The sequence below is a fragment of the Streptococcus sp. STC1396 genome (assembly GCF_058933875.1).
The window spans coordinates 1-26,471 of record NZ_JBZYCU010000012.1; the positions used below are offsets into that span (position 1 = coordinate 1).

Annotated in this window: 28 protein-coding genes and 2 pseudogenes; 23 read left to right on the forward strand and 7 right to left on the reverse strand. The window is 43.1% G+C overall.

Annotated elements, in window-relative coordinates; all coding sequences use genetic code 11:
• The first annotated feature begins 455 nt into the window (after positions 1 to 455).
• The 17 genes from AC5FEC_RS05370 (at position 456) to AC5FEC_RS05450 (ending at position 14,182) form a co-directional block, all read left to right on the forward strand.
• Complete coding sequence (locus AC5FEC_RS05370) at positions 456 to 638, forward strand: hypothetical protein (protein ID WP_493661540.1); 183 nt, start codon at positions 456 to 458, stop codon at positions 636 to 638.
• 114 nt (positions 639 to 752) lie between these two features.
• Positions 753 to 1,754: a UDP-glucose 4-epimerase GalE gene (galE, locus tag AC5FEC_RS05375; protein ID WP_493661541.1), complete on the forward strand. Its 1,002-nt coding sequence runs from the start codon at positions 753 to 755 to the stop codon at positions 1,752 to 1,754.
• Positions 1,755 to 2,082: 328 nt separating this feature from the next.
• The gene (locus AC5FEC_RS05380; protein WP_234549857.1) at positions 2,083 to 2,928 is read left to right on the forward strand and encodes an SAM hydrolase/SAM-dependent halogenase family protein; all 846 of its coding nucleotides are present in this window, start codon (positions 2,083 to 2,085) and stop codon (positions 2,926 to 2,928) included.
• A gap of 11 nt (positions 2,929 to 2,939) precedes the next feature.
• Positions 2,940 to 3,503, forward strand: a complete 564-nt coding sequence (locus tag AC5FEC_RS05385) for an ECF-type riboflavin transporter substrate-binding protein (RefSeq protein WP_037615506.1) — start codon at positions 2,940 to 2,942, stop codon at positions 3,501 to 3,503.
• 364 nt (positions 3,504 to 3,867) lie between these two features.
• The gene (locus AC5FEC_RS05390) at positions 3,868 to 4,719 is read left to right on the forward strand and encodes a VOC family protein (RefSeq protein ID WP_037615508.1); all 852 of its coding nucleotides are present in this window, start codon (positions 3,868 to 3,870) and stop codon (positions 4,717 to 4,719) included.
• A gap of 350 nt (positions 4,720 to 5,069) precedes the next feature.
• On the forward strand, positions 5,070 to 5,270 hold the full coding sequence (locus tag AC5FEC_RS05395; RefSeq protein ID WP_493661542.1) for a potassium transporter: 201 nt from the start codon (positions 5,070 to 5,072) through the stop codon (positions 5,268 to 5,270).
• A complete protein-coding gene (locus tag AC5FEC_RS05400) occupies positions 5,254 to 5,451 on the forward strand; it encodes a helix-turn-helix transcriptional regulator (protein ID WP_015605663.1) in 198 nt (65 codons plus the stop codon). The genes AC5FEC_RS05395 and AC5FEC_RS05400 overlap by 17 nt, the downstream gene beginning before the upstream one ends.
• A 19-nt stretch (positions 5,452 to 5,470) precedes the next feature.
• Positions 5,471 to 5,965, forward strand: a complete 495-nt coding sequence (locus AC5FEC_RS05405; RefSeq protein ID WP_493661543.1) for a DUF6773 family protein — start codon at positions 5,471 to 5,473, stop codon at positions 5,963 to 5,965.
• A 44-nt stretch (positions 5,966 to 6,009) separates the two neighbouring features.
• Positions 6,010 to 6,486, forward strand: a complete 477-nt coding sequence (locus AC5FEC_RS05410) for a DUF6773 family protein (protein WP_149518032.1) — start codon at positions 6,010 to 6,012, stop codon at positions 6,484 to 6,486.
• Positions 6,483 to 7,160, forward strand: a complete 678-nt coding sequence (locus AC5FEC_RS05415) for a CPBP family intramembrane glutamic endopeptidase (protein ID WP_493661544.1) — start codon at positions 6,483 to 6,485, stop codon at positions 7,158 to 7,160. The genes AC5FEC_RS05410 and AC5FEC_RS05415 overlap by 4 nt, the downstream gene beginning before the upstream one ends.
• 9 nt (positions 7,161 to 7,169) lie before the next feature.
• Positions 7,170 to 7,658, forward strand: coding sequence for a DUF6773 family protein (locus AC5FEC_RS05420; protein WP_304948893.1), 489 nt, complete (start codon positions 7,170 to 7,172; stop codon positions 7,656 to 7,658).
• A gap of 135 nt (positions 7,659 to 7,793) precedes the next feature.
• Positions 7,794 to 8,780, forward strand: coding sequence for an oxygen-dependent tRNA uridine(34) hydroxylase TrhO (trhO, locus tag AC5FEC_RS05425; RefSeq protein ID WP_493661545.1), 987 nt, complete (start codon positions 7,794 to 7,796; stop codon positions 8,778 to 8,780).
• Positions 8,781 to 8,945: 165 nt separating this feature from the next.
• The gene (locus tag AC5FEC_RS05430; RefSeq protein ID WP_493661546.1) at positions 8,946 to 9,860 is read left to right on the forward strand and encodes an amidohydrolase family protein; all 915 of its coding nucleotides are present in this window, start codon (positions 8,946 to 8,948) and stop codon (positions 9,858 to 9,860) included.
• A 12-nt stretch (positions 9,861 to 9,872) separates the two neighbouring features.
• Positions 9,873 to 10,535 (forward strand): putative quinol monooxygenase, encoded by a 663-nt coding sequence (locus AC5FEC_RS05435; RefSeq protein ID WP_037615534.1) that lies wholly within the window; start codon positions 9,873 to 9,875, stop codon positions 10,533 to 10,535.
• A gap of 365 nt (positions 10,536 to 10,900) precedes the next feature.
• Entirely contained in the window at positions 10,901 to 11,662 is a 762-nt protein-coding gene (locus AC5FEC_RS05440) for a nucleoside phosphorylase (RefSeq protein WP_493661547.1), read from the forward strand.
• 8 nt (positions 11,663 to 11,670) lie between these two features.
• Positions 11,671 to 13,353 (forward strand): ABC transporter ATP-binding protein, encoded by a 1,683-nt coding sequence (locus AC5FEC_RS05445; protein ID WP_234549866.1) that lies wholly within the window; start codon positions 11,671 to 11,673, stop codon positions 13,351 to 13,353.
• Positions 13,346 to 14,182, forward strand: coding sequence for an energy-coupling factor transporter transmembrane component T family protein (locus AC5FEC_RS05450; RefSeq protein WP_493661548.1), 837 nt, complete (start codon positions 13,346 to 13,348; stop codon positions 14,180 to 14,182). The genes AC5FEC_RS05445 and AC5FEC_RS05450 overlap by 8 nt, the downstream gene beginning before the upstream one ends.
• 94 nt (positions 14,183 to 14,276) lie before the next feature.
• Here the strand turns inward: AC5FEC_RS05450 and rsmG are convergent, their stop codons facing one another.
• The 5 genes from rsmG to AC5FEC_RS05475 form a co-directional block, all read right to left on the reverse strand.
• Entirely contained in the window at positions 14,277 to 14,990 is a 714-nt protein-coding gene (rsmG, locus tag AC5FEC_RS05455; RefSeq protein ID WP_493661549.1) for a 16S rRNA (guanine(527)-N(7))-methyltransferase RsmG, read from the reverse strand.
• An 82-nt stretch (positions 14,991 to 15,072) separates the two neighbouring features.
• A complete protein-coding gene (locus AC5FEC_RS05460; protein WP_493661550.1) occupies positions 15,073 to 15,816 on the reverse strand; it encodes an ABC transporter ATP-binding protein in 744 nt (247 codons plus the stop codon).
• A 57-nt stretch (positions 15,817 to 15,873) separates the two neighbouring features.
• Complete coding sequence (locus AC5FEC_RS05465; protein WP_493661551.1) at positions 15,874 to 18,210, reverse strand: ABC transporter permease; 2,337 nt, start codon at positions 18,208 to 18,210, stop codon at positions 15,874 to 15,876.
• Positions 18,185 to 19,468, reverse strand: coding sequence for an MFS transporter (locus tag AC5FEC_RS05470; RefSeq protein ID WP_493661552.1), 1,284 nt, complete (start codon positions 19,466 to 19,468; stop codon positions 18,185 to 18,187). The genes AC5FEC_RS05465 and AC5FEC_RS05470 overlap by 26 nt, the downstream gene beginning before the upstream one ends.
• A gap of 60 nt (positions 19,469 to 19,528) precedes the next feature.
• Positions 19,529 to 20,146, reverse strand: coding sequence for a TetR/AcrR family transcriptional regulator (locus AC5FEC_RS05475; RefSeq protein ID WP_493661553.1), 618 nt, complete (start codon positions 20,144 to 20,146; stop codon positions 19,529 to 19,531).
• Positions 20,147 to 20,299: 153 nt separating this feature from the next.
• Here AC5FEC_RS05475 and AC5FEC_RS05480 point away from each other — a divergent pair, with 153 nt between their 5' ends.
• From AC5FEC_RS05480 to AC5FEC_RS05505, 6 genes and pseudogenes are all read left to right on the forward strand, one after another.
• Entirely contained in the window at positions 20,300 to 20,869 is a 570-nt protein-coding gene (locus AC5FEC_RS05480; protein ID WP_037615272.1) for a LemA family protein, read from the forward strand.
• A 1-nt stretch (position 20,870) separates the two neighbouring features.
• Positions 20,871 to 21,764, forward strand: coding sequence for a zinc metalloprotease HtpX (htpX, locus tag AC5FEC_RS05485; RefSeq protein ID WP_493661554.1), 894 nt, complete (start codon positions 20,871 to 20,873; stop codon positions 21,762 to 21,764).
• A 99-nt stretch (positions 21,765 to 21,863) separates the two neighbouring features.
• Positions 21,864 to 22,139: a hypothetical protein gene (locus tag AC5FEC_RS05490; protein ID WP_037615276.1), complete on the forward strand. Its 276-nt coding sequence runs from the start codon at positions 21,864 to 21,866 to the stop codon at positions 22,137 to 22,139.
• Between the two features lie 2 nt (positions 22,140 to 22,141).
• Complete coding sequence (locus tag AC5FEC_RS05495) at positions 22,142 to 22,498, forward strand: hypothetical protein (RefSeq protein WP_493661555.1); 357 nt, start codon at positions 22,142 to 22,144, stop codon at positions 22,496 to 22,498.
• Positions 22,489 to 24,102 (forward strand): annotated as a pseudogene (locus AC5FEC_RS05500) (T7SS effector LXG polymorphic toxin). Before AC5FEC_RS05495 ends, AC5FEC_RS05500 begins: the two are co-directional and overlap by 10 nt.
• Positions 24,089 to 24,615, forward strand: a pseudogene (locus tag AC5FEC_RS05505) (thiol-disulfide isomerase). Before AC5FEC_RS05500 ends, AC5FEC_RS05505 begins: the two co-directional pseudogenes overlap by 14 nt.
• A gap of 46 nt (positions 24,616 to 24,661) precedes the next feature.
• Here AC5FEC_RS05505 and AC5FEC_RS05510 read toward each other — a convergent pair.
• Together AC5FEC_RS05510 and AC5FEC_RS05515 are read right to left on the reverse strand one after the other, a co-directional pair.
• A complete protein-coding gene (locus tag AC5FEC_RS05510) occupies positions 24,662 to 25,894 on the reverse strand; it encodes an MFS transporter (protein ID WP_493661556.1) in 1,233 nt (410 codons plus the stop codon).
• A 249-nt stretch (positions 25,895 to 26,143) separates the two neighbouring features.
• Positions 26,144 to 26,362 carry a helix-turn-helix domain-containing protein gene (locus AC5FEC_RS05515; protein ID WP_493661557.1) on the reverse strand — a complete coding sequence of 73 codons (219 nt, stop codon included), beginning with the start codon at positions 26,360 to 26,362 and terminating at the stop codon, positions 26,144 to 26,146.
• Between the last annotated feature and the right edge of the window lie 109 nt (positions 26,363 to 26,471).

Here is a 26,471-nt window from a genome sequence, read left to right on the forward strand (position 1 = left end):
TTGACTAAAATTGCCACCTCAGAACTTGTTTTACTGACATCAATTCCAAATACTGCACGCATGACATTACCTCTTTTGTCTTGAATAATTCCATGTTTTAGTGATTTTATTTTCAATACGCGACGTTGAGCGTCCCACATACTTTGATCAAACTCCACCTAAAACAAGGTGTCTTGCCAGTTTGTCAAGCGACGTCTAGCGCCATAGAGCCCTACGACTTTACAAGACACCACTACTTTAACATAAAGAAAAAGTAGTGAGTACTCTCTCCCGTCGGAGATTTCTTCACTACTAATCTTAGTATGTTTTCTACAACAAAATAGGCTCCATAATCCCTGCGGTGGATTTACCCACTACAGAAATTATAGAGCCTGATTTTTCACCATTTTCAGCAACATGGCAAGGTCTACATCGCGGTCATCCATTACAAGCATGATGAAACGGAGGAGAAAATCATGCAAGCCTTTGGCAAGATTAAGCATTTCATCAAAGCTAAAACGGCCCGCAAGGGAGCAATGGAGCTTTCGGTAGAAGTATTCTGCAAGGATGAAAATCTGGCTTTTGTGGATAAAATCCGAGCTATCGAGGACATCAATGATATTACCCTTATCCAGTATAATGGTGAATACCACGGCTAATCTGGTTATTTATCCTATTTTCCCACAGCTGTTATGAGCTATACTCGTTTACAGCTGTGGATGACCTAGGGTATGCTGAGAGCTTTTGTATTCTTCTGAAAGGAGTAAATAGTTATGACAATTTTATTAACAGGTGGAACAGGTTTTATCGGAAGCCATACGGTAGTGGAATTGCTTGATGCTGGTTTTGAGGTAGTTCTAGTTGATGACTTTTCTAATAGTTCTCCCGAAGTTCTGAATCGATTAAAAACCATCACAGGACAAAACATTCCTTTTTACAGAGGATCAATCTTGAATAAAGATTTTTTAGACAATGTTTTTTATGAAAATGATATTCAGGCGGTCATTCATTTTGCTGCCTTTAAGGCTGTTGGGGAATCTGTAGAGCAACCTCTGAGATATTACCATAACAATATTTCTGGTACCCTTTCTTTGCTGGAAGTAATGGTCAAGCATCATGTAAAAAACATTGTTTTTAGTTCCAGTGCCACGGTTTATGGTATGAATAATCAATCCCCTTTAACAGAGGATTTACCCACATCAGCGACCAATCCTTATGGACAAACCAAGCTGATGATTGAGCAAATCTTAAATGATATAGCGCAGTCAGATCCAGAATGGTCAGTGACCATTCTCCGTTACTTTAATCCTATAGGAGCTCATTCCAGTGGTTTGATTGGAGAAGCACCAACAGGAATTCCTAATAATCTAGTTCCCTATATTACACAGGTTGCGGCTGGGAAATTAAAGGAAGTGAAGGTGTTTAGTGATGACTATGATACACCCGACGGGACGGGCGTACGTGATTATATTCATGTTGTTGACCTAGCAAAAGGCCATGTCTTAGCCCTCAAACAAAATCTAATAAGCCAAGGAAGTGCAATTTATAATCTTGGTACAGGTAAGGGATATAGTGTGCTAGATCTGATCAAAGTCTTTGAAAAGGTCAATCAGGTAATAGTTCCCTATAGTATCACATCGCGTCGTTCTGGCGACATTGCGACTTGCTTTGCTGATGCCAGTCGAGCTCGAAAAGAACTGGGCTGGATAGCTGAAAAAAACTTGGAAGACATGATGCGGGATTCCTGGAAGTGGCAAATCAGTTTGCACGATTGAATAGATAAATCGACAAAAGTTGTGGGACAAACGTGGTTTAAAAAGCTTTGACAATAGCAGCATATCATATCCTAGGTGCGACATTTGTCTTTAGCCAGGAGCAGGTCTTAAAGTAAAGGGCAGTCGTTCTCCTATGACGGAGAATCACTGGGCCGGATAGCAGACGATTTTCTTCTTTTTGAGGAAAATCTGTAATTGGAAGGCTATATCTTTCGGAAATGTTCTCTTATAAAAAAATTTTATGGCTGAAGCTATAGCAAAAAGAGCCTAATTTTGGTAAGATTAAGGGACTTGGAAAAGACAGGCGAGCAAGCCTAGGAGGAATAAAATGAACAATCTATTAGTTCTACAATCGGACTTCGGTCTGGTAGATGGGGCTGTGTCAGCTATGATTGGAGTGGCTTTAGAGGAATCGCCGACGCTAAAAATCCAACATTTGACCCATGACATCACCCCTTACAACATCTTTGAAGGAAGTTATCGGCTCTTTCAGACAGTGGACTACTGGCCAGAAGGAACGACTTTTGTCTCGGTCGTGGATCCAGGTGTTGGTTCCAAACGTAAAAGTGTGGTTGCCAAGACCAGTAAAAATCAATATATCGTAACCCCTGACAATGGAACGCTATCCTTTATCAAAAAACATGTCGGCATCGTAGCCATTCGTGAGATTTCTGAAGTGAAGAATCGCCGTAAGAATACCGAGCATTCTTATACTTTCCATGGGCGGGATGTCTATGCCTATACAGGTGCTAAGCTGGCCAGTGGGCATATCCGCTTTGAAGAAGTTGGACCTGAGTTGAGCGTTGAGGGAATTGTGGAAATCCCTGTTGTAGAAACAACGCTAGCGGAGAATTTTGTTGGTGGTGCTATTGATATCCTGGATGTTCGTTTCGGCTCTCTCTGGACCTCTATCACCCGCGAAGAATTCTGCACCTTAAACCCAGAATTTGGAGACCGTTTCGAGGTTACCATCTACAATAATGACATGCTGGTTTATCAAAACCAAGTAACCTATGGCAAATCCTTTGCGGATGTCCGAATCGGTCAGCCGATTCTCTATATCAATTCACTTTATCGGGTTGGTTTGGCTATCAACCAAGGTTCCTTTGCCAAGGCCTATAATGTGGGCGTCGGTGCCCAATGGCATATTGAGATTAAGCGCATAGAAAATTAAAGGAGAAGAAAATGAATAAGAAATTTTTAGATACAAAGTTTACCATTAAAGAAGTTGTTGCAACAGGAATTGGAGCTGCACTTTTCGCAGTCATTGGTATGATCAGTGTTCCGACACCAGTGCCCAATACGAGCATTCAGCTACAATATGCTGTTCAGGCACTCTTTAGTGTCGTCTTTGGTCCACTTGTCGGGCTTTTGATGGGCTTGATTGGCCACGTTATCAAAGACGCTATGGCTGGCTACGGTCTCTGGTGGTCATGGATTATCGCTAGTGCCTTCTTTGGTTTTATTCTTGGTTTGTTTAAAAATCGCATCCGTGCAGCAGAAGGTGTTTTTGAAGTGAAAGACATCGTCAACTTCAATATCTTCCAGCTTTTGGCCAATGCTTTTGTCTGGCTCTTGCTCGCTCCGATTGGCGACATCTTGATTTATAGCGAGCCAGTCAATAAGGTCTTTATACAAGGCTTTGTGGCAACTCTTTCCAATGGAGTGACAGTTGCTGTAGCAGGAACCTTGCTCTTACTAGCCTACGCCCGTACTCAGACGCGCTCAGGTAGCCTTAAGAAAGATTAATCGTACTAGATGTTACAGAGTCTGGGACAGACTGCCATGAGGGCTGCTGCGTCCACACTCACAGAATAATGAAACCTGAGAAGATTACGTATAAAAAAGATTTCAATTTTTAAAAATCTTAATTATTAGGCCCTTCAAATCTATAATTAAATGCGAAAAGCGAACAAAGCAGAATTCTGATTACCAGAAAACTAGTTTTGTTCGCTTTTTATATTTGAGGTCGGACTTTTGTCCCAGACTCTTTTTGTATTTACATCGAGGAGTTTTAGATTGACTTCTTGTAAGTTGTTATCATTGACATTTCATCATGGAGGTGTATAATAGTTGTAACAAATAACATTACAATTTAAAAGCGAGGAAATTTATGACATACGAATACAATAGCCGCATTCATTTGGCAGAAGTGGTTTTGAATGTTAAAGATCTGGCGAGCCAGACCACATTTTATCATCAAGTGATTGGTTTAGACCTTCTTTTTCAAAAAGAAGATCAAGCGATTTTGGGTGTTGGAGGAAAAGCACTTGTCCATCTGATTCAGACTGAGCAAATGACAAGTGTTAAAGATAGCTATGGGCTTTATCACTTGGCGATTCTCCTGCCAAGTCAAGAGGATTTGGCGAATATTTTCAAGCATATCGCCGAGTTAGGAATTCCCCTAATCGGTGGAGCGGATCATGGATATAGTGAAGCCCTCTATCTGGAAGACTTGGAGGGAAATGGTATTGAACTCTATCGAGATAAGCCTGTATCTGAGTGGGACATTCGTGAGGATGGTCGTATCATCGGTGTAACGGAGGAGCTAGATGCGCAGAATATATATGAGCTTGGTCGAAAGTTGGAGCCTTTTGTCATTGCTCCAAAAACCCGGATGGGACACATTCATTTGTCTGTTAAGGATAGCCGCCTTGCTACAAAATTTTATCAAGAAGTGTTTGGCTTGCAGGATAAATTTACTCTGCCATCAGCTAGTTGGATCGCATCGGGAACTTATCACCACCATCTAGCAGTGAATGAATGGGGTGGGAAAAATTTGGCACTGCGAGAAAAAGCCTTCCCTGGACTGGCTTACTACGTTATTGAAGTAGAGAGTAAGGAAGACTTACTTGGCATCTACAAGCGGGCGCAAGAGCAAGAGGCCGCGGTCACTTGGCTTTCCTCTAATGAACTGGAAGTCACGGACATGAACGGGATTGTGACCCGTGTGCGAAAGGGATAAGGAAGATCAAGTTTTTATTCATGTATTCAGATAATCAAGTGAAAAGGAGGCTGGGACAAAAGTCCTAGCCTCTCAATTGTTTTTGGATTGTCGAGCAAGACGCAGTGGTTGAGTGGACTCTACTAGGCTGATTTCATCAGCTTTTACAGCCCTACTCAACTGTGCGGAGGTGGGACGACGAAATTGAATTCTAACGAATTACCGATTTCTGTCTCACTTTCTTTTTTCTTAGGTCTATAAAATAGCTCCAGCTATGATTTGCAAATAAAATATAACTTTATGTAATATATATATTGCATTATTTAAGATATATTGTATAATGGACTTATGAAGATGAAAGGAGCGTAGATATGAATAAGAAAGTGAATGATCTGCATGTACTGCTTATTTGTCTTGTATCGGTGACAATTCTACTAGTTGTGGGCATGATTCAAAAAAATCAAACCTTTATCATACTCGCTTGTGCTGATGTCACCCTTGGCTGTACTTTCTACGCCATAGGTGGGCAAAAGAATGATGATAAGGATGGTGACCATGGCAAAAAATCTTAAGCTCAAGATGGCACGGGTTGAGCATGACATGACCCAAGGTGACTTAGCTGATGCTATTGGCGTGACCCGTCAGACCATAGGCCTGATTGAGGCAGGCAAGTACAATCCCAGCCTTAGTCTATGCTTGGCCATTTGTAAATGCCTCAATAAAACGCTGGATCAGTTGTTTTGGGAAGAATAGTAGGAAAGTGAGTAAGAAAATGAAAGACAAATCACAAAAAGTCTATACAGACGAGCGGACTCTACAACTTGAACGAAAATTAGGCAATGAAGTTGCTTTTTTCGCGATTATTTTGCTTGTTATTTCTATTTTTATCAAAATCATGATTTGGCAGGTGCCAGTAGAAGGCTACTTACCAGAAATTCTAGTTATTTTGGGTATGGAAATGTATGCTGGAATTCGTAGCTGGCAATTGGGACTTGATATCAGACGCCACAAGCCATCTACTGGGCTTAAGAGTTTCAGAAGTCGTTTGGCTAACGGGGCTATCTTAGCAATTGTAATCGTGGCTGTTCAGATGTGGAGTGGAAATTCAGTTATTCGACCATTCTTTCGTCATCATCCAATCTTGCAATTTATTTTTATTTTAGCTTTGATGACTGCCTTTTCTAGCATACTTGATCAGTTGGTAAATTATTTTTATCAGAAGAGACAGGTTTTATTGGACCAAGAATTAGAAAATGATGAGAATTAGAATCAGTGAATCTTCAACTTATAAATAAGAAAGTGAGAAAGAAAATGAAGAAGCAGCCTGTTATAAAAGATGAACGAACAGAGAAATTGGACGGTAAAGTTGCGGGAGAACTAGTGCTAGGAATGTTTCTTTTCTTGGCTATCTCTGTGTTTTTCAAAGCCTATGTCCTCCATCTAAGCTTGCTGGCCTATCTGCCAGAAGGTATTCTGCTTACCCTGGTAGGTCTATATGCCTTGCTTCGTCGCTTAAGTCTAGGGATTGATGTTCGTGATATGGTGAGAGAGGAAAAATGGCCAGAGCGTTTTGGCGGTGGAGTCGTCTTTGCTTTCATCGTTATGGGTATTGATTTCTTGGGTCAGCGAGAAAGTCTGGCTAGCATGTTGAGCCTTTTGTATCTGCTCAAGCTGGCTCTTGCAATGGTACTGTTTATGCTTGGAAGCTTGACCATGGACAAGATCAGTCTTTACCTAAACGGCAAAGGTCAGGCAAAGCTCGATCAGGAATTGGAGGATGAAGAATGACTTGGTGGAAACGATTGATCTGGGTTGGCTGCGCTTTTTTAGCCTTGGCCTTGTATGTCCTCCCTATGCTGATTCAGCAGCTAGCAATAACTTATCAATTTCCCAAACAGTGGAGCCTTGGTCTTGGTATTTTGCTGATTTTCCTCACTTTGCTGGTCTTTGTCGTGGTAGCAAAGAAGGCTGGAATCTTATCTCAGTCTGGAAAAATCTTTCAACAAGGAGACGGGAAGCGAATTGCTCTAGGCCTCTTAAGCATGTTGCTCATATCTGTCCTTGGGACGGTATTACTCCGGTGGCTGCATGGAGAAGTGACAACGGCTAATCAGGCATCTTTGATGGAGGAGTTCCGAAGAGGAGATATGATTTCGTTGCCCATCATGCTTGGAGTTTTAGCGCCTATCGCAGAAGAAATTATTTTCCGTGGCATCATTCCTCTAAAAATCTTTAAAGGCTATGAAAGCTGGGGCTATATCATAGGCGGGCTGCTCTTTGCACTTTTTCATGGCCCAACCAATATCATGTCTTTTGTAATTTATGGCGGTTCTTCTGTGATTTTGACCTTGCTGGCTTATCGAACTCGGCGTTTGGAAGTCAGTATTGCAGTTCACATGATAAATAACGGACTTCCTGCCATTTTTATGTTGTTAATCCCTATTTTTGGAGTAGAAGTATAGGAGCTTGAAATGAAAATTAAACTCATCAAACGTCAAATCTTAGACGAACGCGAAGAACAACTGGTCAACAAGGCTGGCATGGAGAGTTTCAGTCTCATGCTATATGGCGGTTTCGCTTTATATATGGGTTCTGTAGCGATGAATGCAGGAGCCGTTCACTATCAGCCCTTCTTACTTCTGATTCTCATTGCCAGTTTCTATTTCATGTGTCGAACTCAGTATCTGGGAGCGAACTATTACAATAGTTTCAGTCTGACTATCTGGGGTGTGCTGGCTGCGACAGGCTTTCTGACTCTTTTGATTGGCTGCCAGAATTTCCAGCTCAATCATGCTATTTATCATAATAGTGTTTTTCACCCCATGTTTCTATTTGTTATTTTAATTACTTTTGTCATTCACTTTCCTTTTATGCTAATGGTCAATATTTTCTTGGAGACTCTCAGCAAGTGGCAGAAGAAGCGCTTTGAAAAGTATTTAGAAGAATTGGAAGAGGAGTGAGTTATCTCTTCTTCAACTGCTCAGCTCAGCTATTTTTCAAACAAATAAATTGCTCAGCTTTTCTTCTCGCGATATAATGAAAGAACTGGATTAAAAATTCAGATAATTTAAGAATAGAAAAGAGAAGAAAATCTGATGGCAAAAGATATTCGCGTCCTACTTTACTACAAATATGTTCCAATTGAGAATGCTGAGAAATTTGCAGCTGATCATCTGGCCTTCTGTAAATCTATTGGTCTTAAAGGCCGTATCTTGGTAGCAGATGAGGGAATCAATGGAACGGTTTCTGGTGATTATGAAACCACTCAAAAATACATGGATTATGTGCACAGCCTTCCGGGCATGGAAGACCTTTGGTTCAAGATTGACGAAGAAAACGAACAAGCTTTCAAGAAAATGTTTGTTCGCTACAAGAAAGAAATCGTTCACTTGGGCTTGGAAGACAATGATTTTGATAATGACATCAACCCGTTGGAGACGACAGGAGCTTACCTATCACCTAAGGAATTTAAAGAAGCCCTCTTGGACGAAGACACTGTTGTCCTAGATACCCGTAACGACTATGAGTATGATCTGGGTCACTTCCGTGGGGCCATCCGTCCAGACATCCGTAACTTCCGTGAATTGCCGCAATGGGTTCGTGATAACAAAGAGAAGTTCATGGACAAGCGCGTGGTGGTTTACTGTACCGGTGGTGTACGCTGTGAGAAATTCTCAGGCTGGATGGTGCGGGAAGGCTACAAGGATGTCGGCCAGTTGCATGGCGGTATCGCGACTTATGGTAAGGATCCAGAAGTACAAGGTGAGCTTTGGGACGGCAAGATGTATGTCTTTGATGAGCGTATCTCAGTTGATATCAACCATGTTGATCCAGTCGTGATTGGGAAAGACTGGTTTGACGGGACTCCTTGCGAGCGCTATGTCAACTGTGGCAATCCAGAGTGTAACCGCCGTATCCTGACTTCAGAAGAAAATGAAGACAAGTACCTCCGTGGCTGTTCTCATGAATGCCGCGTTCACCCTCGTAACCGCTATGTAGCTGAAAACGGCTTGAGCCAGGCAGAAGTGGTGGAGCGTTTGGCTGCGATTGAGGAATCTTTAAATGAAGTAGCTCCTGCATAAAGAGCATAAAGCAGTCCAATTGGGCTGTTTTTTTTGAAATTTTTTCATATTCCTTAAATAACAAAGTTCAAACTATAGATGTGATTTGATAACTGACTTTTGGAGATGAAACTCTTCAATACGTGGTATAATCTAATTATGAATAGCAAGAAGGGGAGGTAGAAAATGACTAAGAAAATTGATGTTTTTGCTCATGTGCTTCTGCCTAATTTTTATCGACAGATGCTGGAAATTGAACCCAAGCTGCCGGAGAGGTTTCCCTTTATCCAGCATCCTCAGCTGACTGATATAGAGTTGCGGCGCAGTTTTTGGGATAAGGAGACCCAGCAGATTATTTCTTTTGTCAATATCAATCCCGAGGACTATGTTAGTCCGGAGATGGCAGCTGTTCTCTGCCGTCGAGCTAATGCCGAGCTGTCTCAGGCAGTGGCGGACAATGCTGATATCTTTGCGGCAGGCGTTGCTATGATTCCTATGAATCATGTGGAAGAAGCAGTGAAAATCCTCCAAGAAATAGCTGTTAATCCTCATCTGGCTGGTGTTCAGCTCTTTACTCGGGCTCTGGGATTGTCCATTGCTGACCCAGAATTTCACCTGATTTTTGAAGCTTGCTCCCGACTGGATCTGCCCATTTGGCTGCATCCCATCTTTGATGAGCGCAAGCCGGACAATAATATCATCTTTTCTTGTGAATATGAGCTGACTCAAGCCATGTTGCAGCTGGTTCAGACAGGGATTTTTCAGGAGTTCCCAAATCTGAAAATCATTGTCCACCATGCAGGAGCTATGGTTCCTTTCTTCAGTGAGCGGATTCGCTATATTCTGCCGGAGGACCAGGAAAAGGATTTTCACAAGTTTTATGTGGATACGGCGATTCTGGGCAATCCTAAGGCTTTGGAGCTTACTATTGAGTATTTTGGGGTGGATCGAGTGCTCTTGGGTACCGACCTGCCTTTAGGCATCCAGCCAGCCGGCGCGACCCAGGTCATTCTCCAAGCTATCGAAGATCTGCCCCTCTCGTCCGCAAATAAGGAGCAGATTCTGGCCGCCAATGCTCAGAAGATCATTTTCAAAGACTAAGGGAGGTTTAAGATGACAACACCCATCATCCATCTTTTTCGGCTGACAGTAGCAGACGGAAACCAGAGTCGTTTTCAAGCAATCGGTCTCAAGAATTTGACGACTTCTCAGGAACAGGAGCCTGGCACCCTAGCTATGTATGCTAGCCCCATCAAGGGTCAGGAGACTGTTTCCTATGTATTTGAGGTTTATCGCAGTGAAGAGGATTATCAGATTCACCGAGCTTCGCCCCAATACCAGTATTTTGTGACAGAAGCAGGGCCGCTCATGACGGAACGGCAAGCCTATGATGTTCAGCCGATTTTTTTGCAGGAAAAGCTGCCTGCTGGCCAATGGACTCAGCCGAATGATTTTTATCTGAAATTTGCTCAGGTTGAGGTGAAGGCAGAGGGGGCTACTGATTTTCAAGCTATTGTGACTGAGGAAATGGTGGCTTCTATGGAGAAGGAAACGGGAGTCTTGGCCATGTATGCCATGGCAGATGCTCAGAAATCGAATCGTTTTTATTTCTTTGAAGTCTATGCGGATGAGGCAGCTTATCTGAACCATCGAGAAACCCAGCATTTCAAAGACTATATCGAAGGCACAGCTGACCTTGTTTGCGATAAACAGCTTTATGATTTGTACAATGGCACCGCTATCAGTCAGGGAGAGCTCAAGACTTACAAGCGCTGACTCTATCTTATTTCATAAAAAACACTAAAGAATTTGGGATTAAAAAATCTCAGATTTTTTAATATTATAGTAACTTTTGGTGAGGTAGCTGATTGTCTTTTGCAAGGCTAAATCACGCATTTTCATTAGCCTAAGAGTTCGTTTTTGGCTCTCAAAAGCTTCGTTGCTGCAACTCTCATCTTCTTTCTCCCTTGCCTCGACTATTGAGCAAGCTCGTGAGGCTGGGACTAGGAACAAAAATAGAATTTTTGTTCTGCCCCTTGCTTTTTTATGGTACAATAAAACAATAAGGAAGGTAGTAGGAACAGAACTCAAACTCTATTAGTAGAGCGTCCCACTCCTTTAGTTCGTTGAAAGAGGACCCTATGATTCTTGAAGAATTTGACCAAAATCGCAAGGCTATCATTAATCCAGAGGACTTAATAGAGCCAATTGAGGGCTTTCCAGAGACGGCGGTTTCCTGCTTTGCTCGCGAAACCTTTGCTCGAATGTTGGCAGATTTTGACCATGAGTTGATTACGACAACTTCTATGGCGAATATTGAAATTCCTATTTACCGAGTTTTTGCGGATGGACGAGAGCTGGCCCTTTTCAATGCGCCAGTCGGTGCTTCAGCTTGCGTAGCTATTCTGGAAGACATGATAGCTTTTGGTATGAAACAGTTGGTTCTCTTTGGGACTTGTGGTGTGCTGGACGAGGAGATTAAAGAAACATCTATCATTATCCCGACGGCAGCTCTGCGGGATGAGGGGACTAGCTATCATTATCAGCCGGCTAGCTCAGAGCTGGCAGTCAACGCCGGCTTACAGGAGTTTCTGTTGAATTTTCTGGACCAGCGGGGGATTTCCCATAGCCTGGGCAAGGTCTGGACGACGGATGGCATTTATCGAGAGACAGCGGACAAGCTCCGCAAGCGAAAAGGAGCTGGGGCTGTCTGTGTGGACATGGAGTGCTCAGCTGTTGCAGCCCTAGCGGCCTTTCGCGGTATCAACATCTGCCACTTCTTTTATGCGGCAGATCATCTGTCTGAGGAGGCTTGGGATATGCGGAATTTAGCCAATCATACGGACTTAGACGAGAAAGACAAGGTGGCCAATCTGGCGATTCAAATCGCTTTGGCTTTATAAAAATGACTATGAAAAAACCAATTATCCAATTTCAAGATTTCACCTTTCAGTATCAGACCCAGTCTGATCCGACCTTAAAGAATATCAATCTGACCATCTATGAGGGCGAGAAGGTTCTTTTAATAGGCCCTTCAGGTTCTGGGAAATCAACCTTAGGCCATTGTTTGAACGGCATTATTCCCAATATTTATAAGGGGCAGGCCAGTGGCCAGTTCTTGATTCAGGGGGAGCCAGCTTTTGACAGCAGTATTTATGACAAGTCAAATCTGGTCAGTACCGTTTTGCAAGATACGGATGGTCAATTTATCGGTCTCAGTGTGGCCGAAGATTTAGCTTTTGCGCTTGAAAATGATATGGTAGATCTACCAACCATGAAAAGTAAAGTGCATTCTTGGGCGGAAAAATTAGATTTATTGAACCTGCTGGATCATCGGCCTCAGGACTTGTCCGGTGGTCAGAAGCAACGGGTCAGTTTGGCTGGCGTTCTGATTGACGAGAGTCCTATCCTGCTTTTTGATGAGCCTTTGGCCAATCTAGACCCCAAGTCTGGTCAGGATACTATTGATTTGATTGATCAGATTCATAAGGAAGCTGGAACCACGACGATTATCATCGAGCACCGCTTAGAGGATGTTCTTTACCGAGCAGTGGATCGGGTTGTTCTGGTCAATAATGGACAAATCCTCTTTAATGGAAGTCCGGATGACTTGTTAAAAACGCAGCTCTTGGCGGAAAATGGTATCCGCGAGCCACTCTATATTACTACTTTACGCCAGCTTGGTTTTGATGTGGCTAGTGTTTCAAGCTTGTCAGATTTAGACAATATGGATCTGTCGGGGCTCTCTGTCAGTCTGCCTTCGCTAACACTTGAGTCCGACAGCCATCAGCAGCCCCTCTTAGAACTGGACCGCGTTTCCTTTGCTTACCAGAGTAGCAGACCTATTCTGCGGGATATCAATCTGACCATTCCCAAAGGTCAGCGGCTAGCTATTGTTGGCAAGAATGGAGCAGGAAAATCAACCCTAGCTAAGGCTCTCTGTTGCTTTATCAATACGGAGGGAGATTATCGCTGGCAGGGTCAAGATATCAAGGGAGATTCGATCAAGGAGCGGGCTGAGCGTATCGGCTATGTCCTGCAAAATCCTAATCAGATGATTTCGACGACCATGATTTTTGATGAAGTAGCTCTGGGGTTGCGACTGCGCGGCTTCGCTGAAGAAGAGATTCAAGAAAAAGTCTTTGCAGTTCTCAAAACCTGTGGTCTGTATGAGTTTCGTAATTGGCCGATTTCTGCTCTTTCTTTTGGTCAAAAGAAGCGGGTGACTATTGCTTCAATCTTGGTGCTGAATCCAGAGATTATCCTTTTGGATGAGCCGACAGCTGGTCAGGACCAGCGAAATTATACGGAAATCATGAATTTCTTGGATGAGCTTCATCATCAGGGACACACTATTATCATGATTACTCATGATATGCAGCTTATGCTGGACTATTCTGATCGGGCCCTAGTTGTCGTGGACGGCCAGATTTTAGCAGATAAAAGTCCGGCCGAGGTGCTGACAGATCAGGAGCTGATTAAACTTGCCAATCTTAAGGAAACCTCTATTTTTGCTTTAGCTGAGAAGCTGGGGGTTGATCCCTTGGCCTTGACAGAATATTACATGCAGCGAAAGGAGGAGAGTCATGTTTAACCAGCAGAAATTGATTGGCTACCACACAGGTACAAGCTTTATTCACAGCTTATCCGGTGCCAGCAAACTTCTATTTTTCATTTTGGTATCAATAACTGCTATGATTAGTTATGATACGCGTTTTCTGCTTTTTGTGGCAGTGGCTTCTCTGGCCTTATTTAAATTATCTGGTATTCGGCTGAAGGATATTTCTTTTGTTTTGGTGTTTGCCGGTAGCTTTGCCTTCTTAAATCTGAGCATGGTTTATCTTTTTTCTCCGCAGTATGCAGTAGAAATCTACCAGAGTAAGAATGTGTTGTGGACGGGATTCGGAGCATATAATTTGACTAGTCAGGAGCTTTTTTACCTCTTTAATCTTTTGGTGAAATATTTTTGCACGATTCCTTTAGCCCTGATTTTCCTGATGACGACTCATCCTAGTCAGTTTGCTTCCAGTCTAAATCAGATTGGGGTGCCCTACAAGGTAGCTTATGCTGTCAGTTTGACTATGCGCTATATCCCAGATTTGCAGGAGGAATTTTACCTCATCAAGATGTCCCAAGAGGCGCGTGGTTTGGAATTGTCAGCCAAAGCCAAGGTGAGCCAGCGAATCAAGGGCAATCTGCAAATTGTTATTCCCCTGATTTTCAGCTCATTAGAGCGAATCAATACGATTGCCACAGCTATGGAATTACGCCGCTTCGGAAAAAATAAAAAGCGGACTTGGTATACTCAGCAAGAATTCAGTAAGCTAGACAAGCTTGTTATCTTCTTGTCAGTGCTCCTATTAGTCATTGGCCTTGGTCTTTTCTTAGTCAATCAGAGTCGTTTCTATAATCCTTGGAGATAAGGAGGCGAGAGGCTGCATTTATGAATGGATGATTGCCTATAGAAACTTCTAATCGCAAGTATAAAAAATCAGGCAGTGATGTGCCTGATTTTGATTATAGCGGTCTTTTATTTGGCATGCCGGCTTTGCGGGGGTATTTATTGGGTGTCTCTTTCTTCTTTTCAACTACCGTAATAAAACGAGGGTCCCCGTTGGGCAGGGCATAGCTGAGGTTGTCTTGAACCTTACTAAAGAGGAGACTCAAGGCATTTTTGGCTTCTTCCAGTTCTTCTGGGGCGTTAGAAGCCTTGAGGGCCAGAAGTTTGCCACCCACTTTCAGGTAGGGAATGGTCAGCTCAGATAGGACCTGCATCCGAGCGACTGCACGGGCGGTGACTAGTTCAAATTGAGCCCGAAAGGCCTTGTCTTGCGCAAAATCTTCCGCACGTCCGTGGTAGAAGTGAACCTTGTCCAGCCCGAGCTCCTCTGCCAGCAGTTTGAGGAAGTTGATGCGTTTGTTGAGCGAGTCGATGATGGTCACATCCAGCTGGGGGCAGATGATTTTCATAGGGAGGCTAGGAAAGCCTGCACCGGCTCCGATGTCCAGCAGCTTGAGCTCTTGATTATCAATCAGGCCTTGCAAAATGGGGGCAATTGAATCATAGAAATGCTTGAGATAGACTTCATTTTTTTCTGTGATAGCTGTCAGATTGATTTTTTCATTCCATTCGACCAAGAGTTCAAAATAGCGTTCAAACTGGTCTTTCTGGCGGTCAGTCAGCTCAATGCCCTCTTGAGCCAAGAGCCGGTAAAATTCTTGCGGTGTCATAGTTTCATCCTTGTCTATCAGTATTCATCCTATTATATCATAAAAAAGAGACCCTGGCATTGTTGCCAAAGGGCCTCTTTTTCTATATGCCAATCTGATTGAGCTCAGCCAAGAGCAGCTGACGTCGCTCATCCTGATTAGCGGTTTGGTCAAAGAGAACTTCTTTTTTTATCTTGCCATCTAAAATAAGCAGCACCTTGTCTGCATAGGTAGCCACGCTGGCATCATGCGTCACTAGGAGAATGCTTGCGCCCTGCTGGTGGAAGTGCTGTATGAGCTCCATAGCCTGACGGCCAGCCTGAGAGTTGAGGGCTCCTGTCGGCTCGTCAGCAAAAATGATTCGAGGCTGGTTCATGAGAGCCCGACAGATGCCAGCTCGCTGGAGTTGGCCGCCCGATACCTGATGGATGCTGCGGTGGGCGATATCCTCGATTCCAGTCAGAGCCATTAACTCCTTGGCTCGCTCATAGGCTGCCTTTCGCTCGCTGCCTTTCTTACCAATAATACTCGGTAGGCGGATATTGTCTAGGATATTGAGATTTTTCAGGAAGGTTGCCTGCTGGAAGACAAAGCCAAAAGCTTCTCTGCGAAGGCGGTCTAAGTCTTTATCTTTCATGGCCAGCAAGTCCTGTCCCTCGTAAAGAATCTGTCCTTGGTCAGGTCTGTCAATGGTGGACAAAAGGTTGAGAAGAGTGGATTTCCCGCAGCCAGACGGTCCCATAATGGCGATGAATTGGCCGCTTTCAATCTCCAGCGACAAATCACGGAGAATGGGCTCCTGATTTTCCTGATAGCTTTTGCTGAGGTTATGTGCGTCTAATAACATGGGCTTCTCCTCGGATGTATAATAAATGCTAAGCGCTCGGAAGCTATCTACTTAAGGTCAATGTTCCTTGAGATAACGTCCGATTTCCAGCTTGTTCAGCGCTCGGAGACTGATGTGTGCTGCTGTGAGTCCACTAAGAAGCAGAGCCAGCGGTGTCCATAGAAAAGTAAAGGACTTATTGATGATGAGCTGGAGTTTGCTGATACCGAAGCTGCTGAGCAGTAGACCGCAGACTTCTTGCCCTAGACTAAGGAGTAGCAGGTCGGCTATTGCCAGAGCCAGCATTAAGATGAAGCAGACAGCGAGCAGGTAGTGGCTCCTGAGTCGTTCACTGCCAAATCCCAGCATCCGATAAAGTGCCAAGTCAGCTTGGTCCTTGGTGAAAATCATATAGACAAAGAGAGTCATAAGGATGAAGATGATTCCCAGCCCTGTCCAGAAAACGCTGGTCTGAATCAGGCGGAGCATAGCTAGAGTGTCATCAAAAGTCTGATGGAAAAAGTCTTCTACGTCGGTTAATTTATAGTTGGAATAGTGTTTTTTCCATTCGTTGATTTTTTTAGCTTTGTTGCTAGCATCTTTAAGGCGGATGGTCGTCAGACTATTGAGCGTTTGCGCTTGCTTTGTCACAAAGACAGCCTTGGCGGTCTTGCCACCGTAGGTCAGGTCTGAGTAGATACCGACTACTTTTAGTCTCCTTGCTTGGCCATCAATATTCAAAGTCAGGCTGTCTCCTACTTTTAGCTTGAGCTCTTCTGCCTGCAGCTTGGAGAGGGCAATTTCATGCTCGTTTTTAGGATAGCGGCCTTGGCTGTATTTGACTGGAAATCCTGCATGGTTTCCCAGAGTTACCCGCAGCTGCTGGGTCTGACCTTGCTGGTCTTGATAGGAGAAATTCTGGCTCTGGTACTGATTAATTTCTGCGATATCCTTGTCTGCCTGCAGTTCTTTCAGAAGCTGGGCAGCCTTGGTATCAATATCTTCAGTCTGAGAAATATCAACCAACACATCTGCCTGACCAGCTCCCAGATACTGGATGAAGTTTTTATCCGTCACAGTGCTGTAGAGACTGGCTGGCAGCAGGATAAGCAGGCTAATCAAACTGACAATGAACAAGATAGTCAAATAGAGTTTTTTATGACTGAGAATCGTTTTCAGGGCGAAATAGGGTCTGTCTAAGAAGGGGATAGTCGGTAAGCCCATTTTCGGAGTAGAACGAGTCTCGGTCAGACTGTTGGAAGAAGCTAATCTTAAAGCTTGGCCGGGTGTCATTTTCTTAAAAGAGCTAAGAGGCCGGGCAGTCAGCCAGAAGACTAAGAGACAGAGCAACAGAGCCACTAGCATTTCCAAAAGATAGCTATAGAATGGCGTCGGACTTTGCCCCATAGACAGTGCCATCTGCTTTTTAAAAGGAGCGCTCAGAAGAAAGGACAGTCCCCAGCCTACGATGATTGTAAGAGCCAGGCAGAAATAATACTTGGTCAGGTAGACCCTGCTGATAAAGCTTTGGGGCAGCCCCATTACCTTCATAACTGCAATTTGCTGCAGGTCTTCTTGAATCTTGGTCAAGAGGGCAAAGCGCATGCAGAGAAAGGTGATGCCAATGATGGCCATAACCAGCAGCCCCATGACCAGGATGACTAGAGCATCATTGAAGCCATTAATCATCTTGATGGTCGGATAGGTAATCATAGGCGGCCCGTTGGACTCAAGCTCTGCACTTTTATAGGCCTGCTCGATGGTAGAAATCTGGCAAAGCTTATGCACTCGAAAAGCAATCAGGTTCTCATTAGATGCAAATGCTTCTTTTTTCAGAGTCTGCAAATCAGCCTGCGAGATCAGAAAGCGCTTGGAGGAAACTAGACCCGCATTCATCTGGGCATCTCGAATAAAGCCCTGAACAGTTAGCTGTAGCTTGCCGACCCTTATTTGGTCACCGATTTTGATTTTTCCACTGTTGTAGTAGTAGAGGGGAATGTAGACTTGCCCCGGCTGAGGCTGAGCAGGCCGGTTATATTGATCCAGCAGAAAGTCAAAGTTTTGGTTTTGACTGGAAAAGCCATTATCCTGAGAGCTGTCCTGAAGTGAGTCTTTCTCATTGATGCGGATGGCTGATCCTTCCACATTGACAAAGTCTGTCAGCTGCCAAGAGGCAATTTCTGGATGCTGCTGGACAAAGTTTTGCAGCCGTTTTCGGTCAACGCTTCCGCTGTGCATTTGTAGCAGGTGAGGACTTTTAGCTGTTTCTACAAAGCGCTCAATCGAGCTAGTGAGACTGACGGTCAGGCGTGTAGCTGCAAAACTCAGAGTCAGAGTCAGAAGCAGGAAAAGTCCGATGACCAGCATGCTGATTTTATTTTCTTTTAGATCATTTTTTATCAAGCGTTGAAACATATTCCAGCTCCTTTACTGAACGTGCTCGGGAGAGCAGGTAAGCACCGATGCTGATAGAGATACCGGATAGGATAAAGAGCAGACCATAGCCTCTGCCTCCGCCAACACCGATGATTTTTCCGACAGAATTGGCCAACCAGCCAAAGTAAGTTAGCGAGGGCTTGAAAAGACTATCTGCCACCCAACCCATGCCAGCATAAGCTAGCACATAGCCCAGCTGGGAAATAATCCCAATGGTTCCCCAGACCTTGCCTTGGTCAGCTTTGTTAATATTGATGCGGACTAGATAGTCAATGGCTGTATTGGCGAAGGGTAGGGCAGCAAAGAGGAGAAAGCCAAAGCTGCAAATCCAGATGAAGTTTTCCTTCATTCCCAGCCCAACCATGAAGAGCCCCAGTAGAAATAGAGATAGGCAGAGCATACGATGGAAGTGCTTTTTGATAGCAAATATCCCCAGAACTAAGCCGCCGATGAGCATGCCGCTGCTGGAGATGGTCATGACCCAACCGGCTGTCTTGGCATCTGCGAAAGCCAGCACCAAGGGAGAAAGCAGGATTTGGACAGTTCCCAGAAAGAAGGAAAAGCCTGTTCCAGCTAGGACTAAAATCCAGATACCTTTTTTTCCATAGACGATTTGAAAACCTTTAAGGAAATCAGCCCAGAAACGACTGTCGCTGCTATAAACTTGTGTGTGAATGGCTCTACGAGCGAGCAAGGTGCAGGCCACTGTCACGAAAATGGTCGAAAAATCCAGCAACAGAATCGTGCTGATATGTCCACTCGCTAAAATCATTCCAGCCAAGGCTGGTGAAATCAGATAGCGGGCAATGCCATTAATCTGGGACAAACCAGTTGCTTTTGATAACTGGTCCTCAGGCAGCAAGTCGGAAATCGTAGCTCGAAAGGCCGGATTGACCAAGGCTGAAAAGAGTGAGCTAATGGAAGCTCCGATACAGATAAAAATCAAAGCAGGATTCTTCAGACTAAAGTAAATCCAGAGAACTCCTAAGCCTGACAGGCCATCTCCCAGAGCCATCAGCAATCTTCGGTCATAGCGATCTGCCAGAATTCCAGCCAGAGGGGTGACCAAAAGACCGGGTAGAAAAGCACAAAGAGTAACAAAAGAAGAAACAGAAACCAAACCGGTCAGCTGGAAGATATAAACTCCTAAAGCGAAAGATGTCATACCGGAGCCGATTTCCGAGATGAGGCTTCCTATCCAAATCAATAAAAAGAGTCTAAAGCCTGATTGTTTCATAGTTGCCTCCTAATCTTGAGACGTCAAGTAAGTGTAAATAGTGAATTAGTAATTAGTCTTCTAGCTGCTTTGAGTCTGAATCAAGTCTAGAAAGGGATTGAAGTAGCCTTGCCGGCTGTGAAAAAGAGTTTCTAAAAGATAGAGAAAAGCCTGTAGTTTTTGCTGCTGTTTTTCTGGGGGTAGAGCCTGAAAACTGCTGCCAAAAACTTGAAGCGAATAAGTAAGAATCATTTCCAGGCTTTCGTAGGGATAGTCGGTCCTCATATCTCCAGCGGTGATGCCGTCTTGGATGATGGGAAGTAAAATCTGAGGTGCCCGTTCAAGAAGAATTTGATTGGTCTTTTCGTGCAGGAGCGCATTTTGTGGCTGATTGAGATGCAGCAGCACTTCCTCTCCCTCTTGGTGATTGAGATTCAGAGCAGCCATGCTGCCAGCCAAGCGCTCTATGATAGTCAGTTCACGATTATCAGCAAAGGCTTGGGAAGCTGTAAATGCTCCTTCAATGGTTCGCTCAATGATGGCATCCATTATCTCTTCCTTAGAAGAAAAGTAATAGTAGAGAGTACCACGGGCGATTTGAGTCGCTTCTAAAATCTGGGAGATAGAGGTCTGGTCAAAGCCTTGCTCCATAAAAAGCTCCTGAGCGGTATCTAAGATAAAGTCTTTTTTATTGGCCATGTTTGCATCCTTTTTAATAGTAAAATTTTATTCGACCGACTGTCGGTTTATTCTTTCCTTTATCATACATCTTTTCAATACCCATGTCAAGAATAAAGACAGTCTCACTATTTTTTGATATAATAAGTCTAATCCAAATTGAAGGAGTATATCATGACTTTTATTATTATTCTTATCGTTGTCGTATTTTTGGCTTTCTTTGTCATTGGCGCTTACAATACACTGGTCAAAAGCCGTATGCAGACTCAGGAAGCCTGGAGTCAGATTGATGTGCAGCTCAAACGCCGTAATGACCTGATTCCCAACCTTTTGGAAACGGTCAAAGGTTATGGCAAATACGAGCAGGCAACCTTGGAAAAGGTGACCCAGCTGCGCAACCAAGTAGCTTCAGCCACTTCACCAGCCCAAGCCATGCAAGCCAGTGATGCCCTTTCTCGCCAGATTTCTGGAATCTTTGCAGTAGCTGAAAGCTATCCAGATCTGAAAGCCAATACCAACTACCTGAAGTTGCAGGAAGAGCTGACCAATACAGAAAATAAAATTGCTTATTCTCGTCAGCTTTATAATTCAGTAACTAGCAACTACAATGTCAAGCTGGAAACTTTCCCAAGCAATATTATTGCAGGTATGTTTGGTTTTAAAGCTGCAGCTTTCTTACAGACGCCAGAAGAAGAAAAGGCTGTCCCAAAAGTTGATTTTGGCAGTACCGGGCTAGGTGACTAAGATGCTATTTGATCAAATTGCCAGCAATAAAAGGAGGACTTGGTTCCTCCTTATCGCCTTCTTTGGTCTCCTGGCCCTCATCGGGGCGGCTGTCGGCTATCTTTGGCTAGATTCTGCCTTTGGTGGCCTGATCCTTGCCTTTATCATTGGTGGCATTTATGCTATCAGTATGATTTTTCAGTCTACGGAGATTGTCATGTCCATGAATGGCGCGAGGGAAGTTTCCGAGCAGGAAGCACCTGAGCTTTATCATATTGTGCAGGATATGGCTATGGTGGCGCAGATTCCCATGCCTCGGGTCTATATTGTAGAAGATGCGTCGCCCAATGCTTTTGCGACTGGATCAAAGCCTGAGAATGCAGCAGTTGCTGCTACAACAGGCTTGCTTGCTATCATGAACCGAGAGGAGCTTGAAGGTGTCATGGGCCATGAGGTCAGTCACATTCGAAATTATGATATCCGTATTTCAACGATTGCGGTAGCTTTGGCTAGTGCCATTACTATGCTGTCTAGCCTAGCTGGTCGTATGATGTGGTTTGGCGGTGGTCGTCGGCGAAGCAATCGGGACAACGATAATGGTCTAGGGGTTATTCTGTTGATTGTGTCCTTATTGGCTGTGATTCTAGCGCCCCTTGCTGCGACTTTGGTGCAGCTGGCCATTTCCCGTCAGCGGGAATTTCTGGCAGATGCCTCTAGTGTGGAGTTGACTCGCAATCCCCAAGGGATGATCAATGCTCTGCTGAAACTGGAGCATAGTCAGCCTATGGAACATGACGTCGATGATGCCAGTGCGGCGCTCTACATCAATGACCCCAAAAAAGAAGGTGGGCTAAAGAAACTTTTCTATACGCACCCTCCTATTTCAGAGCGGGTAGAGCGATTGAGAAAGATGTGAGAAGGAAGCTTTGACTTCCTTCTTTTTTGTTATGAAATTGTAATAGTTCTGTGTTATTATCGAAATAAACCTATTCAGTTATAAAAGGAGTTTTCTAGTATAAGTGGAACAATAAAATCTAGCTCAATAGCAGCAGAGAATGCTATTAGTGAGCTGGTAGGATTTGATACCAGTGACAAGCAAAATTTGCAGGTAGACTTTAGCTATACATCTGATATTGCTGGTATGGAAAACGGTCGTCAGGCAAGTAACCAGATGCTACAAGCTGTTAGTGACTTTAGTGTAGCTGTCTTGGCTCAGGCGAATAAGTTTCCGGAAATTGCCTACAAGATTGAAAAACGCGATATCGAGCAGGCTCAAAGATGGAGTAGCTAAAAATGGCAGATATTAATGAAGAAAAACGTTCTGAACTTTGGCGAGAAATTGTCAAGATTGAGGATAAGGAAGAAAGTCTTCTGGCTATCAAAAGACAATACGAAAAGCAGTTGACTAACTTTTACTCAGATATCCAGACTCTCAACTGCCGGATGACAAACCTGTTGGAGCTATCGCCCAGTTCTCACAAGATAGTGGAACAAATCGAAGAAGATAACTGGTCCATCCAGCGGGCCATTGGCTGGTATGTGGATGAGGAACTGGATGATTTAGATAAACAGACTAAAAAGGCTCGTCGACTTTTAGATGATGTCAGAGAAGAACTGGTTACAGAAAGGAATCGATTACCATGGGAGTAAGATACAGCGCTCAAGAATCCCAAGAGCTGATTCAGGCCATGACCAACAATCTCCAAGTGGCTAATGAAGTGATAGACCGCTTATCCAGTGGTTGTGACCATCTAATCTCTTCCTTGGATTCGGGTGAACTCATGGGAGCAGCCTATACAGCTGGTAAGGGACTTTTTACAGATATCATCCTACCCTCTATCAAGAAATTGCAGGCAGCTGTAGATGATATTCAGGAAGAGTTGACTTCCTACAAACATGCGGATGCCCAAATATCTGAATATGGCGATTTAGATTTAGAACAGCTCAAAGAGCTCAAAAAAGTAAGGGAAGAGCAGTTGGCTGTAGTTGAGGCTCAAATCCAAGTAAGGGAGGCTATTCTCAGCCAAGTCAAGGATCTCTTAAGTATGAATTGGGCATAGGCTTTCTCGGATAGAGCCGTGCTCTACAATGCCAAATCTCAAATTGAGTCGGGTATTCAGGATTTAGATGACAAGATTGAAAAGCTAGAATTCTTTGTTTCACAGGTTTCCCAGTATTTCAGTGATAGTCTAGAAGTCCTTGGCTTAGCTATTCAAGGAGCCACACAACTTAGTAAAGTCATTGTCGACAGTGATGGCAACTACTATGCGGATGGTGTGGACATGAGCTGGGTGGCTAAGATGCAAGGACAGAAGATTGAGACATATAAGCTGGATAAGAATATCCCAGTGACTAAAGCTGAAAAGGAAAAGAAAGTGATTGTGGATGATTTAATGTCATCTTACAACTTGGATGAGCCTACGGCAAATGTGATCTATAAGCTTCAGCAGGGGATTTTGAAAAAGGCAGAACAAGAAGGCTGGACTAATGAAAAAGTTATCTATGAGTATAATAGACTAGTTGCATCTCCAGTTTATGGGGTAAGGGCAACCTGGAGAGGTCTTGCGGGTGTTGTTGATGCCAAAAATACAAGTGATTTAGATAGTGCTTTGGCAGATTATGGTTTTTCAGAGGAAGAATGTATACTCTTTAAAGATAAAATTAGAAAACAGTATGAATCTAATCATAGTAAAGACTTAGCGCATGAAGCTGTTCAAATTGCTAGTTTTACTGAGTTATCATGGGGTGATAGAGACTTATCTAACCTAGATGGCTGGAAGGGACTAAGCGCCCATATTCTTAGCACAATTGGAAATTCAATTCGGATTGGAGACCTATCTGTAAATACTGAAAAGTATGAAAGTTCCTTCAAAGGAGACATTGATTCTGGTAGATATGATGATGCAGATTTTAATTCAGATTTAGATGCTATTGTTTCTTACGAAAGAATGGTTGCAAAAGATGTAGAAACAAAAGATGTATTTAAAGTTCAAGCAGATTACAATCATAGTATACAGACAAACCAGATAAATCGTGTTGAAGAATTCTATACTGTGATGGGAAATGGGGATAAATCTAACGGTAAACTTATGGTTAAAACTCTTATTGAAAATAATACGATAGGAGGCAACTTCATTAAATATGGCTTTGACCTCAATATTTTTATTGGAAATCCTAACGACAAGGAAGAGGGTTGGAAACAAGACTTCTATGATTACTTAGATAGAGGAGATGAAAAAAATGTCGGGACTTAAAAAAATACTAATCATGATTGGTTCTGTAACGGTCTTAGTTGCTGGAATGAATTTTTATTTTCATGTTCAAAGCTACCAAGAACGTAGCCAACTAAAAGCTTCCTTTGAACAGAAGGACAACATAGCCGTCTTAGAACATTTAATGGCGTCAGAAAAGTATGCGTCTGACATCCGCAAAGCAGGCTATGTCGTTCCTCCCGATGGTGCTATTCGCTTGGATGGAGGAATTGAAGATATAGAGATAAAAGGAAGTTTAGACTTGAAAATTTCAAACCAAGGAAAGGATGAAGTCGCTGTTTTTTTGAAACAACAGTAAATGAGGAAAAAATAGATGCCTACTATATTTTAGATAATCAATTAACCATAAAACGTAGATATTACTCGCATATTAATAATCAAAATATAAAAGAGAGAGTGACCATCCCTCAAGCCGAAGAAGAACGCCTATTAAAAATTATCCAAAAAGAGCTTGAGGACTTCATGGAAAAGATGTATCATACTTTGTATGATTGATTTTGAAAAGAATCTATAATAGATAAATATAAAAAGACTGAGAATTCTACTTCTCGGTCTTTTTTTCAAAGGTCAATAGTAGGGCAAAGAAGCCGATTAGGCTAAAAATCAGCCAGGCGCCAGTCATATTCCAGAGGGCTAGGCTGGTAAAGAGCATGGTTCCGAGAGGGACAGAGAAGCTAAAAAGCAGGCTGAGAAAGCTGGAAGTTTGAGCGAGGACATCTGATGAGAGCTTGCTAAGGAGCAGGCTATTGATTTTCGGATTGACCTTTCCAGCTATATACATCATAAAGAAAATAGCTACCATGCCTAAAAATACAGGTAAACGAAAAAGATTAATCAAACCCAAAGTTAAGATAGCCAAGGTAGAGGCAAGAGCCAGATGATTGATGGAAAGTTTGCTGAAAAAGTCTTTAGGTGTCAATCCGGCAGAGACAACGCCCAGAATGAAAACAGTCTCAAAAATGAGCAGGGATTGGCTGAAAGAAAGGCCAAAAACAGGATAGTCCAGTAGATAAAGATTGTAGAGAGCCATGACGGAGCCACCCAAGGCATTGAGAATCAGGATTTGAGAGAGCAATTTTAAAAAACTGCTGGCTCCTTCTTGTTCAAAGATAATTTTAGAATTTTGATACAGTTCTTTAAGCTGGGTCTTGAGGGGGAGGGGACTCTGAGAAGATTGGACCGTTTCATGAGTCAGTCTATTGCGAACGATATATAAAATGGAAGAAGAAAGGAGAAAGGATAGAGCATTTAAGAGAGCGACCAGTGCGAAGTTTTGATTGCTGGCAGCAAGTAGCCAGACACCCAGTGCCTGCCCGATTAGATTGCAGATAAAGGTAATCATCTGGGTGAAGGAGAAAGCTTCCATGAGATTTTCCTCTGCCACATTCTTTTTTAGAATGGGCATTTGCAAACCGCTGCGATAATCGCTGATTACATCGGATAGGATATTCATCAGGCAAACCAGAGAAAAAGCAAGATAGCTGATTGACTTAGTCAGGAAAGCCACCAAGATGAACAGCAAGGCTTGGAGATAGCCAAAACGAATCAGCCAAGCAGATTTATGAACAGTTTTGTCTGCCTGTATTCCCACAAAAATCGTAAAGAGAGTCGGTACGAGAACGATTAGATTGGCGGTTGCTACGGCAAATTTTGGTTGAGGCATACTGGAGGCAAAAACTACAAAAACAATGTTGTAGATGGAGGCTCCCAGTGTGTTAAAAATCCGAGAAAGGCTCAGGGCAGCATAAACCCTATTTTTAAAAAATAATTTCATACGTGACTCCTTTTTGTTTTATCAGTCTTGATTATAGCAGGAAAAAAATCACGCTTCAAGGGGTTTTCAGTAAGTGGTAAAACTTAGTAAGCTAAGTGGTAAGAATCCCAATGCGACTTACAGCTTCCTTATGAGCCTAGTATAAGATAAAAATAAAAAAGGAGATAAAAGTTAGATATTTTCAACGAATTTGTTTTCTCAGGAGTTTTTCAATGGCTAACTGGTAATAATCAGCGCTGTTTTGGCAGTCTAACAGATTTTGCTCGTTTTTCTCGCTTTTGGCCTGAAAACTGAAGGAAAATTCATAATATTTTCTAAAATAGCTAGTAATTTTGAGATAGCTATGTCGCTTTTCCCGTTTTCAAATCGGGAGAGCATTGATTTGGAATACACTTGCTCGGCTGCTTGGGATAAGGAGACGTGCCTAGCTTCTCTGAACTCTTTAAATATTTTTCCTAGCATTACCATAAAAATTCCCTCCAAATATTAGTAGTATTATAATAAAAAACGGTTGATTCTAGTTTTCAAGGGGGAATCATGATATAATAAAAGAGAAAATTTAAAGAACGAGGCACTT